At 62.6% G+C, this 11,047-nt stretch carries 11 protein-coding genes; 6 read left to right on the top strand and 5 right to left on the bottom strand.

The genetic code is table 11. The annotated features are described in order from the left end of the window. Window positions 1-96 precede the first annotated feature (96 nt). Both AAHB08_RS00980 and AAHB08_RS00975 read left to right on the top strand, forming a co-directional pair. Complete coding sequence (locus AAHB08_RS00980) at window positions 97-1,824, top strand: potassium/proton antiporter (RefSeq protein WP_139435189.1); 1,728 nt, start codon at window positions 97-99, stop codon at window positions 1,822-1,824. Between the two features lie 89 nt (window positions 1,825-1,913). After that, complete coding sequence (locus AAHB08_RS00975) at window positions 1,914-3,017, top strand: beta-N-acetylglucosaminidase domain-containing protein (protein ID WP_342057838.1); 1,104 nt, start codon at window positions 1,914-1,916, stop codon at window positions 3,015-3,017. Between the two features lie 71 nt (window positions 3,018-3,088). Here the strand turns inward: AAHB08_RS00975 and AAHB08_RS00970 are convergent, their stop codons facing one another. After that, a complete protein-coding gene (locus AAHB08_RS00970) occupies window positions 3,089-3,721 on the bottom strand; it encodes a LysE family translocator (protein ID WP_342057837.1) in 633 nt (210 codons plus the stop codon). Between the two features lie 163 nt (window positions 3,722-3,884). On the opposite strand from AAHB08_RS00970, the gene AAHB08_RS00965 reads away from it, so the two are divergent. From AAHB08_RS00965 to AAHB08_RS00955, 3 genes are all read left to right on the top strand, one after another. Next, window positions 3,885-5,507, top strand: coding sequence for a methyl-accepting chemotaxis protein (locus tag AAHB08_RS00965; protein ID WP_342057836.1), 1,623 nt, complete (start codon window positions 3,885-3,887; stop codon window positions 5,505-5,507). A gap of 158 nt (window positions 5,508-5,665) precedes the next feature. Further along, window positions 5,666-6,196, top strand: a complete 531-nt coding sequence (locus AAHB08_RS00960) for a DUF1523 family protein (protein WP_139435198.1) — start codon at window positions 5,666-5,668, stop codon at window positions 6,194-6,196. A 31-nt stretch (window positions 6,197-6,227) separates the two neighbouring features. After that, window positions 6,228-6,524: a winged helix-turn-helix domain-containing protein gene (locus AAHB08_RS00955; protein ID WP_202046376.1), complete on the top strand. Its 297-nt coding sequence runs from the start codon at window positions 6,228-6,230 to the stop codon at window positions 6,522-6,524. A 169-nt stretch (window positions 6,525-6,693) separates the two neighbouring features. Here the strand turns inward: AAHB08_RS00955 and AAHB08_RS00950 are convergent, their stop codons facing one another. Both AAHB08_RS00950 and rihA read right to left on the bottom strand, forming a co-directional pair. After that, on the bottom strand, window positions 6,694-7,164 hold the full coding sequence (locus AAHB08_RS00950; RefSeq protein ID WP_139435202.1) for a hypothetical protein: 471 nt from the start codon (window positions 7,162-7,164) through the stop codon (window positions 6,694-6,696). 29 nt (window positions 7,165-7,193) lie between these two features. After that, entirely contained in the window at window positions 7,194-8,129 is a 936-nt protein-coding gene (gene rihA, locus AAHB08_RS00945; RefSeq protein WP_342057835.1) for a pyrimidine-specific ribonucleoside hydrolase RihA, read from the bottom strand. A gap of 174 nt (window positions 8,130-8,303) precedes the next feature. Here rihA and AAHB08_RS00940 point away from each other — a divergent pair, with 174 nt between their 5' ends. Beyond that, entirely contained in the window at window positions 8,304-9,032 is a 729-nt protein-coding gene (locus AAHB08_RS00940; RefSeq protein WP_342057834.1) for an RluA family pseudouridine synthase, read from the top strand. A gap of 128 nt (window positions 9,033-9,160) precedes the next feature. On the opposite strand, the gene udp is transcribed toward AAHB08_RS00940, so the two are convergent. Together udp and AAHB08_RS00930 are read right to left on the bottom strand one after the other, a co-directional pair. Then, on the bottom strand, window positions 9,161-9,916 hold the full coding sequence (gene udp, locus AAHB08_RS00935) for a uridine phosphorylase (RefSeq protein WP_025326293.1): 756 nt from the start codon (window positions 9,914-9,916) through the stop codon (window positions 9,161-9,163). A 606-nt stretch (window positions 9,917-10,522) separates the two neighbouring features. Beyond that, on the bottom strand, window positions 10,523-11,035 hold the full coding sequence (locus tag AAHB08_RS00930) for a GspH/FimT family pseudopilin (protein WP_290028882.1): 513 nt from the start codon (window positions 11,033-11,035) through the stop codon (window positions 10,523-10,525). Window positions 11,036-11,047 lie beyond the last annotated feature (12 nt).

The raw sequence follows: 11,047 nt of genomic DNA, 5'->3' as shown, positions 1-11,047 counted from the left end.
TAAAAAACTGCAAATCGATGCACAATTAAGCCACACAAAGGGGTGCAATCTGCATATAATGTGCCTGTTTTGCCGTCCGCTATAAGGAGTTCGCCATTGGATGCCACCACCATCAACAGTTTCTTTTTTATCGGTGCCTTGTTGGTGGGAGCCAGTGTCCTGTTAAGTGCGCTCTCGTCCCGGGTCGGCATCCCCATCCTGGTCATCTTCCTCGCCGTCGGCATGCTGGCCGGTGAGGATGGCCCCGGTGGCATCCACTTCGCCGACTACTCTGTCGCCTACCTGGTGGGCAACCTGGCGCTCGCCATCATATTGCTGGATGGCGGCATGCGCACCCGGGTCTCCTCCTTTCGGGTCGCACTCTGGCCCGCCCTGTCGCTCGCCACCGTCGGGGTGGCCATCACTACCGGCCTGACCGGGCTGGCCGCCGCCTGGCTGTTTGATCTGAACCTGATGCAGGGGATGCTGATCGGCGCCATCGTCGGCTCCACCGATGCGGCGGCTGTGTTCTCCCTGCTCGGCGGGCGCAGCCTCAACGAGCGGGTCAGCGCCACCCTGGAGATAGAGTCCGGCAGCAACGATCCCATGGCGGTCTTTCTCACCGTCACCCTGATAGAGGTGCTGGCCACCGCCCAGCAGGGGCTGGACGCCGGCTTCCTGCTGCTGCAACTCATCAAGCAGTTTGGCCTGGGCGCCGGCATAGGCCTAGCCGGGGGCTGGCTGCTGTGGCGGCTCATCAACACGGCCCGCCTGGCCCCCGGGCTCTATCCGCTGCTCACCGTCAGCGGCGGCCTGCTCATCTTCGCCCTCACCACGGCCGTGGGGGGCAGCGGCATCCTCGCCATCTACCTCACCGGCCTGTTGCTCGGCAACCTCTCCCTGCGCAGCCGCAGCACCACCTTGTCGGTGCTGGACGGCCTGACCTGGCTCAGCCAGATCGGCATGTTCCTGGTGCTGGGGCTGCTCGCCACCCCGAGCAATCTGCTGCCCATCGCCGTGCCGGCGCTGGCGCTGGCCATGTGGATGATACTCTTTGCCCGCCCGGTATCGGTCTGGATAGGCCTGCTGCCGTTCAAGAACTTCGCCCCCCGGGAGCGCTGGTTCATCTCCTGGGTCGGCCTGCGTGGCGCCGTGCCCATTATACTGGCGGTCTTCCCCATGATGGCGGGGCTGCCCAACGCCCAGCTCTACTTCAATGTCGCCTTCTTCGTGGTGCTGGTCTCCCTCATCCTGCAGGGCAGCTCGCTGCCGCTGGCCTCCAGGCTGGCGCGGGTGGAGGTGCCGGCGCCGCCGTCCCCCATCAACCGCTCCGGGCTCGAGATCGATCTCGACAGCCAGTGGGAGACCTTCGTCTATCGCCTGAGCGCCGAGAAGTGGTGCATCGGCTCGCCCCTGCGGGAGCTGCGCATGCCCCAGGGCACCCGCATCTGCGCCCTGTTCCGCGGTCAGGAGCTGCTGCACCCCTCGGGCAGTACCTGCCTGCAGTCGGACGACATCCTCTGCGTCATCGGCCACGAGCGCGATCTGCCCGCCCTCGGCCAGCTGTTCAGCCAGGCGCCTGAGCAGGATCTGGGCCCGCGCTTCTTCGGTGACTTCCTGCTGGAGGCGACCGCCAGGCTGGTGGATCTCGCCCCGCTCTACGGGCTGGATGTGAGCGAGGTGGCGGATCAGACTCTGGGCGATTTCATTGCCCATCAGTTGGGCGATAATCTGGTAGTGGGTGACCACGTCGCCTGGCAGGGCCTGCTCTGGACGGTGGCGGAGATGGAAGAGGGTGAGCCTCGCAAGATAGGGGTACGCTTCCTGGAAGAAGATCCGGTCTAGGACGCAAGCCGGACCCTGTTCAATACACATACTCGGCGCCCGTTCCCGCCAAGACGGTGAACCGGCGCCCGGCGAGAAGGGAGTGACCCATGCCTTATCAAACCCAGTTGTCTGGTCTCTATCCTCCCTCCCCCCGGCTGGGGCTGATCGAGGGCTTCTTCGGCAAGGGCTGGAGCTGGGAGGCCCGCGCCCGCTACGCCCAGTGGCTGCCCCGCCATGGCTACGGCTTCTACCTCTATGCCCCCAAGGAAGACGGCTACCTGCGCAAGCACTGGGCCGAGCCCTGGCCGAGGGAGCAGCTCGACCACCTGCGCCAGCTAGCCCGGCAGTGCCGGGAGAACGGCCTCGCCTTCGGTGTGGGGTTGAGCCCCATGGGCGCCCATCACGACTACGCCCACAAGCGCTCGGCCCTGCTCGAGAAGGTGCGCCTCATCGAGGAGGCGCTCCAGCCCGACATATTGGCGGTGCTGTTTGACGACATGAAGGGGGATACCCCGGATCTCGCCCACTGGCAGCTCACCATAGCCCACGACATCGCGGCCCACACCAGTGCCAGCCGTCTCATCTTCTGCCCCAGCTACTACTCGACGGATCCCGTGCTGGAGAAGGTGTTCGGCGCCATGCCCCCCCACTATCTGACGGATCTGGGTCAGGGGCTGGACAAGCGCTTCGACATCTTCTGGACCGGCCCCAGGGTCTGCTCCACCGAGTACCCGGCGGCCCACCTCAGGCAGGCCGCCGACTGGCTGCACCGCAAGCCGTTCCTGTGGGACAACTACCCGGTCAATGACGGCAGCAAGGCGAGCAGCTTCCTGCACCTGCGCGCCTTCGAGCACCGCCCGGCAGAGCTCGCGGATCTCACCGCCGGTCACGCGGTCAATCCCATGAAGCAGGCGGCGCTCTCTGTGCTGCCGCTCGCCACCCTGCCCATGAGTTACCGGCTCGGCCGCCAGTACGATCCGGATCAGGCGCTGCACGCCTCCCTCAACGCCACCTGCGGGCCGCAGATCTCCGCCATGATAGAGGCCGACCTGCCACTGTTTCAGGACATAGGGCTGGCCCAGCTGACACCTGAGCAGGTGACCCACCTCAAGGCCCGCTACCTGCCATTCCAGGATCAGGGCTGCGTCGCCGAGATCCTGCGCTGGCTGGACGGCGAATACGTGTTCGATCCCGACTGCCTCACCGACTGACCCCGGCCGTCAGCCGCCCACAAAAAAGGCCACCTCCCCGGCAGGGAGGTGGCCTTTTCATTCCGATCCCCTCAGCCGAAGGCCAGCCAGACGCCGACAAACAGCATGAGCGAGCCGGCGATGCGGTTCATCAGGGTGACGTTGCCGCTCTTGGCGAGGAAGTGGCGCAGGGTGCGGCCACCGCTCGCATAGAGCAGCAGGCAGGAGAACTCGATGACCAGGATGAGCACCACCAGGGCGCTGATCTGGGGGGCCATCGGCTTGGCCGCATTGATGAAGGGGGGCAGCAGGGAGACCATGAAGGCCCACCCCTTGGGATTGGCGATGGCGGTGACAAAACCCTGCAGCGCCAACCCGAACGGCTTGGTCTCCTGGCCGGCCGAGAGATCCGCCGGAATCGCCATCTTGCCCTTGGCCTGCCACATCTGGATGCCGAGCCAGACCAGATAGGCGCCGCCCACGTACTTGAAGGCCGAGAACAGGGCCGGATAGTTGAGCATGACGGCCGCCACCCCGACCACAGAGAGCACGGAGACCAGGCCGACGCCGATGAGCTCCCCCCACATCATGTGCAGGGTGCGGCGCACCCCCAGACTCATGCCCAGGGTCATCGCCAGCGTCATGCACATGCCGGGGGTCACGGAGACAAAGAAAAACGTGGGAATAAAGAGCGCCAAGATGGCGGGATCAATCCAGTGAGACACACTACACCTCCAGGTAACAAGCAGTCGATCTTGCCTATCACACTCTTTTAACACAAGAAAAACCTTTTCGTTCAGCAAGAATTCAGCATTAAAAACCCTGTGACAAGAGTTGTCGCGCCTGTGTAAGATGCCGCCTCACTCCTCTTTTGGGTTAGGATCTTTCATGTCTTTGAATAATCTGTCCATTCGTCTGCAAGTTCTCATTCCACTACTGCTCGCCAGCCTGCTGATGCTGCTCATGGCCGTGATCAGCAAGCAGGAGATAGACGGTGCCATCAAGGACATGAACGACACCACCGCCAGCGTCACCCGCCACAAGGACGACATCGCCGCCCTGATCCACGCCACCTACCGGCTGCGCACCAACGCCATCTACGGCCTCTACGATCAGGCGCGCTTCGCCCAGTTGCCGAGCCAGCTCTCCGCCGCCGAGCAGGAGATAGCCACCATATTGTCGCGGCTGGTGATCCCGGGGGCCGAGCAGGACAACGGCCAGGTGGCCGCGGCCCTGCAGGCCTATCTCGGCCATACCCGCAGCAACATGCTGCCGCTGCTGGCCGCCAAGCACGCAGGCAGTGGCGAGCCCGCCGGCTATGAGCAGTCCCGGCTGCGCTTTCGCGAGCTGGGGGAGCAGCTCATCAAGCAGATTGACACCCTCTCTGCCCACATCAATCAGCTGATCCAGCAGGAGATAGCCCAGGAGCAGGCCCACTACCATGCCACCCTGCTGCAGACCCTGCTGCTGATGGGGGCCACCCTGATCGCGGCGCTCTGCGGCGGCTGGTGGCTCTCCGGTCGCATCGTCCAGCCCATAGGCCAATTGCAGGAGGTGATGCACGCCGTCGCCCTCGGTCGCTTCAACGTGCGCGCCAAGGCCGAAGGCAACAACGAGCTGGGCCAGCTGGCCAAGGACATCAACCAGACCCTGAGCCAGCTTGGCAGCACTATCCATGCCCTGACCGGCATCAGCGGCAACGTGGCCTCCGCCGCCACCGAGCTGGCCGCCGTCATGACCCAGTCCGAGGCCAACGCCCAGCAGCAGCGCAGCGAGACCGAGCAGGTGGCCTCCGCCGTCACCGAGCTGGCCAGCACAGCGAACAATGTCAACCACAATGCCGCCCTGGCCGATGAGCTGGCGCGGGACGCCAACCGCCGGGTCGAGCAGGGACTGGCGCTGTTTGCCGAGAGCATCCAGGCCAACGGTCGCATGACGGGCAGCCTGGAGAACGCCGCCACCGTGGTCGCGCGGCTCAAGTCCCAGTCCGAGCAGATCGGCAAGGTGATAGAGGTGATCCAGAGCATCTCGGAGCAGACCAACCTGCTGGCGCTCAACGCCGCCATCGAGGCCGCCCGCGCCGGTGAAACCGGCCGAGGCTTTGCTGTGGTGGCCGACGAGGTGCGCCTGCTGGCGGCGCGGACCCAGGACTCCACCAAGGAGATCCAGGTCATCATAGAGCAGTTGCAGAGCCAGTCCCTCTCCGCCAACAGCGGCGTGCAGGAGACCCTGGAGATCCTCGGCCACAACCAGCGTCTCTCCGCCGAGGTGCAGGCGCTGCTGGGGGGCATCACGGAGGCGGTCAACCAGATCAATGGCGCCAATGCCCAGGTGGCCACCGCCGCCGAGGAGCAATCCTGTGTCACCGCCGACATCAGCCGCAACATCACCAACATCCACGAGATAGTGAACCAGAACGTGGCCGGCATCAGCCAGAGCGCCGCCGCCAGTCACGAACTGTCACAGCTCGCCGAGCAGCAGCGCAGGCAGCTCGCCCAGTTCCAGCTGTAATACTCCCCTCTCGTTGACAGACTCCGGGCCCCGTCCCGGGGTCTGTCCCCTCGTGTTTAAAACGGCTTTTTGCCCACAAGGCGCCATTAGGGGCTGGGCTGCATCCGCAAATATGGGTATGGTAGAGGCACGTCATTCCCCCTCACCCAGAGAACACCATGAGCCTGAAGTTCAAGAAACCCGCTTTTATCACGCTGGGCCTCGTCGCCCTGCTCTCCGCGCTCTGGCTCGATTTCTATCTGCCGGAACACACCATAGCCACCATCACGGGGGTCGAGGTGAAGCGAACCGACAAGGATGGTCCCATCAGCCAGAAGAACCCGGCCGACGGCCCCATCACCGACGTCTATTACATCTACACCGAGCGTCCCGGCGAGAAGATCCGGGTGTTCCGCAATGAAGATACCGGCTGGGGCTGGCCCTTCTACTTCAAGTTCAATGCCGCCGACGTCCAGGCCAAGGCCAAATCCATGGAGTTCGAGAAGCGCCTGGCCATCATCACCTCCTACGGCTGGCGGGTGAACATGTTCTCCCTCTTCCCCAACGTCACCAAGATAGAGAGCACCCAGCCCGATGCCTCCACCTGGAGCTTCTTCCGCTGGTTCTGGTTCGGCGTCTGGGCGCTGGTGATGGGCAAGGCCGCCATCGCCACCTGGCGCTACTTCGACCGTCTCGAGGACGAGATATGAGGAGCACACCGGCATCAGGCGGAGACGGGCAATGAGTGAACCGAGCAAGACCCGCACCAGCTTCTATCGCCGCCTCTACGTGGCTCACCTCATCAGCCAGGGCACGGATACGGTGCCCGCCATCATGGCCGCCACCGGCATGCCCAGGCGCACCGCCCAGGATACCCTGAGCGCCCTGGCCGAACTCGATATCAGCTGCGCCTTCGAGCAGACCGAGGGGGCTCGCCACCTGCAGGGTCACTACCGCATCAGCGACTGGGGGCCCATCAATCCTGACTGGATCAAGGCCCAATTGCCGGTCATCAAGGGGACGTTGGGATATCCCTGAACAGGGATACCCCCTCAGCGACCAGGGGATCAACCAATCCGGTGTGGATTGCCGCCCAGTTGGCTGTCATCAAGCAGACCCTGGGTTATCCCTGAGGGCTAGCCGGCAACAGATAAAAAGAGAGGGGAGCCCAGGCTCCCCTCTCTCATGGTCATCAGAATGTCCTTCCCTACTCCGGGAAGGACTCTTCCGGCAGCGGCTCCGCCGACTCTCCCCGGGTGCAGTCGATGATGGAGCGCTTGGGATTGCCCGGATCGCGCAGCAGCAGGGGGGCCTCCCCCCTGTCGTGCTTCTGCTCGTCGGCAAACTCGCTGCCGTAGGCGTTGTGGGTCAGCCTGCGCGCATTGGCGATGGGGGTATCCACAAACAGGGCGTGCACCTCGAAGGTCGAGGCAGGGATCAGAAAGCCCGTGATGGGCAGGCCATGAAGCTCCTGGTGGGTCTTGTACCAGGCAAAGCCGTCTGACGTCTTGTCGGGGGTGAAGCTCTTGAGCAGCGGGTGGGACGGCTCACCGCTCTCGCTGTCGAGATGGAGATCGTCCAGATCGCAGGTCGCCAGTCCCTGCCACATCCTCTCGAAGGGGGTGGCACAGGCCGTCAATTGCATACATGTCAGCAGTGCCAACGTCCCTTTCCACATGCCCAACCCCTTATCCGATGTCGAAGAACTTAGTCAAATGCCCTTAGGCGCCCCACCAGCAGATCGATGAAGCCGACCCTGTCCAGCCCCAGCAGCACCCGCGCATTGGCCGGTTTGCCGGTGAGCCCGTAGCGATCCACCACCGTCATCCCCACAGTATGCCTGCCCTGGGTCTCTATGCCGACCCAGCAATCCTGCCCATGGAACAGCGACGGCGCCAGCAACCAGGCGATGGTACAGGGGTCATGGAGCGGCGCGCCAGCAAATCCCCACTTGGGATCCCGATGGTAGATCATGAAGAAGTCGAGCAGGTCCGCCACGCACTGGGCCACCGGGTTGGGGATGGCACGCACCCGCGCTATATCCTCGTCCATCACCTGGGCCTCGTGGGTCACATCCAGCCCGCACAGGGTGATGGGAATGCCGGCGCTGAACACCATATCGGCGGCTTCCGGGTCCACATAAATATTGAATTCCGCCGCCGGGGTCCAGTTGCCCGCCCCCGCCGCGCCGCCCATCAAGACGATGCGGCCAATCCTGGATTTCAACTCGGGGTGGGCCGCCAGCAGCAGGGCGATATTGGTGAGGGGACCGGTCGGCACCAGGGTGACAGGCTCCGGGCTCTCGCGCAGGCACTTGGCCATCAGCTCGAGACCCGTCATGGCCTGGGGCGCAAAGGCGGGATCCGGCAGTGTGGGGCCGTCGAGGCCCGACTCCCCGTGCACGTTATCGGCGATGATAAGCTCGCGCATCAGCGGCTTGGGCGCCCCCGCCGCCACCGGAATGTCGTGGCGACCGAGCAGGGTGAGGATGCGCAGGGCGTTGTTGAGGGTCTTGTCCGGGGTCTGGTTGCCCGCGCTGGTGGTCACCGCCAGCACCTTGAGTTCTGGGCTCGCCAGCGCCAGGATGAGGGCGATGGCATCATCGTGGCCGGGATCGCAATCGAGAATAACGGGCAACGCCATGGAGAGGCTCCTTACGACATGACAGGGAGCCATACCTTAGCAAGCCAGCGCCGAATGAACTCGGGAAGGGGTCACAAAACGGCATCGTCCTGCATTATCAATCACTTGCCACCAGACACCCCAGGCAGGACCTGGCCAGCTCACGCCGATTCGCCCCGCGCCACCGCTTGGAGTATGATCGCCCCCCGTTTCCAGCCCGTGCGCCCCATGTCTGTTATCGTCGATACCTTTATCGCCCCCCCTTGCAATGCCCAAATAGAGGTCCTGTTCGAGGATGAACACCTGCTGCTCATCAACAAGCCGAGCGGCCTGCTCAGCCTCTCGGGCAAGAACCCGCAGAACCTCGACTCGGTGCATTATCGGCTGGTGCAGGATTACCCCGGCTGCACCCTGGTGCACCGCCTCGACTTTGGCACCTCGGGTCTCATGGTGGTGGCCAGAGACAAGGGCATCAACGGGATGCTCTGCCAGCAGTTCAGCCAGCGCACCGTGAGCAAGGCCTACAGCGCCCTGCTGTGCGGTCACCTGGCCAAAGAGGAAGGGGTGATCGACGCCCCCATCGCCAAGGATCCGGCGATCTTCCCGCTGATGAAGATCTGCGCCAGCGGCAAGCCCGCCCGCTCCCACTATCGGGTGGTGGAACGACTGGTGCGCGAGGGCGCGAGGGGCGAGCCCTTGCCATTGACCCGGGTCAGCCTGGTGCCGGAGACAGGCCGCACCCATCAGCTGCGCATCCACAGCCAGTGGCTGGGTCACCCCATACTCGGCTGCGATCTCTACGGCGGTCTGGTGCTGCCGGGTTGCGAGCAGGCACCACGGCTGATGCTGCATGCCAGCGCGCTGGATTTCGTGCATCCGGTGAGCGGCGAGCCGATGGCCGTCAAGTGTGCCGCCCCCTTCTAGGGACGTTGGCCGACATCAAACGCATTGGGAGTAAAAACAGAGAGGCAAAGGGGAACAGGGCAAACGGCGGATAAAGATAGGGGCCGCGCTTTCGCAACGGCCCCCACCCCCCACTCGTGGTGGTGCTATCAGATCAGCTTGCGGGCGGCGCCCAGCACGATCTTGATGGCATCAGATTCGGTTCTCGCCATGGTTTCGGCGTTCGGGATTTCCTGCTGGGTACGGTTCACGATGACACCGGCTACCATGCCGGCGCGCAGGCCCTGGCTGGAGCACATGGTCAGCAGGGTGGCGGACTCCATCTCGTAGTTCAGCACGCCCATGGCTTGCCACTCTTTCATGGAACCCTGGAAACGGCTCACTACGCGGCCGGATACGGTGTCGTAACGCTCCTGACCCGGATAGAAGGTATCGGAAGAGGCAGTCACACCCACGTGCAGGGTGGAGCCCAGCTCCTTGGCGGTGTTGACCAGCGCAGTGGTGCAGTCGAAGTCGGCCACGGCCGGGAACTCCATGGGTGCAAAGTGCAGGCTGGCACCGTCGAGGCGCACCGAGCCTGTGGTGACGATGACGTCGCCCACGTTCAGGTGCGGCTGGATGGCGCCTGTGGTGCCGATGCGCAGGAAGGTGCGGATACCCAGCTGGGCCAGCTCTTCCACCGCGATGGAGGTGGACGGGCCGCCGATGCCGGTGGAGCAGATGATCACGGCCTTGCCGTCCATCTCGCCGCGCCAGGTAGTGAACTCACGATGGCTGGCCAGGTGCACAGGGTTGTCCAACAGCTCTGCGATGCGCTTCACGCGCTCGGGGTCACCGGGAACGATCGCCAGGGTGGCGCCTTGCAGATCCGCTTTCTTCAAACCCAAGTGAAATACATCAGACATAGTGGACTCCTGGTTGCATCCCGCCGCCTCGCAGCCGAGCGCAGTTAAGGTGATTCTTTATGGTATTTTCGAGCCTGTTTCCCTCCATCGGGGAAGGCGCCAACTATGGTCGAAAGCGCTTTCCAATTCCTTGACGCGCTTCACACTTCCGCGCATCCGAGGCGCTAAAAAACCGGCAAAACGTTTGCTAACTTGATGAATTTCTTGAAAAACGTTTTTACATCGAACAAGAGGCAAGCGCCCTTGTCAATCCCCGTCTGGCCCCGGTTTTTCGGTCCGTGATCGAGTCCATAAAGTTGCCAATCAGATACCATTGACCCCTTTTCATCCCCTCTGACGCTGTTATGTTGACGCCCATATACCACTTAATGGCTAATCAAACGGAGTCCACCATGGCGACATTCAAGTTCTACATTCCCGCGGTCAACCTGATGGGGGCGGGCTGCCTGCAAGAAGCGGCGGCCGACATCCAGGGTCATGGCTTTCGCAAGGCGCTGATGTAGCCCGCCGCGAAAAATGAAAAATTCTTGCGGGGAAAATGACCATCGACTGGAACATGGGATTTATCATTCTCGGCGATGCAGATTCCGCCGAGAATGAAAGATGCTATTGGCAGATGAGTGCTTGGGTTTCTTGACGTGTACGACCGCCGGGAGGTATCACGAGGTTGACCTGTGCATTGCCTGGAGTGCAGAGACTGATGATATGGTCATCTTCGTCGTCTAGATTTCGAGTGCCATCTGGGCTGAAAGTGCTAGAGGTAATGCTGTTAACGGCAGTCAGTGAACTTGGAAAATCTGAACTTTTTAACAAGACCTGCTCCCCATTGTTCAGAACGTCATTTGTATTGTCGTCAATGAACACCAAGAAATGTGAGGGGTCCACTGTTACACAATTATCGTTGGCATCAGCCAGGCATACTGTCACTGGAACCTGATTATCAATTGCCTGATTACGAGCAAACCGCAGATTTTTTAGTATGTTACGAGACTCAAATCGCAGGGCGTTCTCACTGAGTAAGCTCGACATTGCTGGCGCTCCAATGCCGAGTAAAATGACACCCAAACTGACCGCAATCATCAGCTCAAGCAATGTGAATCCTTTCACATTATCAATCATGGCAATGCCCTC

The sequence above is a fragment of the Aeromonas sp. OTU364 genome (assembly GCF_038440395.1).
GTDB lineage: Bacteria > Pseudomonadota > Gammaproteobacteria > Enterobacterales > Aeromonadaceae > Aeromonas.
The sequence above is the reverse complement of the archived record's forward strand: the minus strand, read 5'-3'. Positions and strand labels throughout refer to the sequence as shown.

Bases quoted from the DNA above. Each gene is read 5' to 3' on its own strand.
- AAHB08_RS00975 (WP_342057838.1), top strand. From the start codon at position 1,914: ATGCCTTATCAAACCCAGTTGTCTGGTCTCTATCCTCCCTCCCCCCGG.
- rihA (WP_342057835.1), bottom strand. From the start codon at position 8,129: ATGGCGTTGCCCGTTATTCTCGATTGCGATCCCGGCCACGATGATGCC.
- AAHB08_RS00950 (WP_139435202.1), bottom strand. From the start codon at position 7,164: ATGTGGAAAGGGACGTTGGCACTGCTGACATGTATGCAATTGACGGCC.
- AAHB08_RS00965 (WP_342057836.1), top strand. From the start codon at position 3,885: ATGTCTTTGAATAATCTGTCCATTCGTCTGCAAGTTCTCATTCCACTA.
- AAHB08_RS00955 (WP_202046376.1), top strand. From the start codon at position 6,228: ATGAGTGAACCGAGCAAGACCCGCACCAGCTTCTATCGCCGCCTCTAC.
- udp (WP_025326293.1), bottom strand. From the start codon at position 9,916: ATGTCTGATGTATTTCACTTGGGTTTGAAGAAAGCGGATCTGCAAGGC.
- AAHB08_RS00960 (WP_139435198.1), top strand. From the start codon at position 5,666: ATGAGCCTGAAGTTCAAGAAACCCGCTTTTATCACGCTGGGCCTCGTC.
- AAHB08_RS00940 (WP_342057834.1), top strand. From the start codon at position 8,304: ATGATCGCCCCCCGTTTCCAGCCCGTGCGCCCCATGTCTGTTATCGTC.
- AAHB08_RS00930 (WP_290028882.1), bottom strand. From the start codon at position 11,035: ATGATTGATAATGTGAAAGGATTCACATTGCTTGAGCTGATGATTGCG.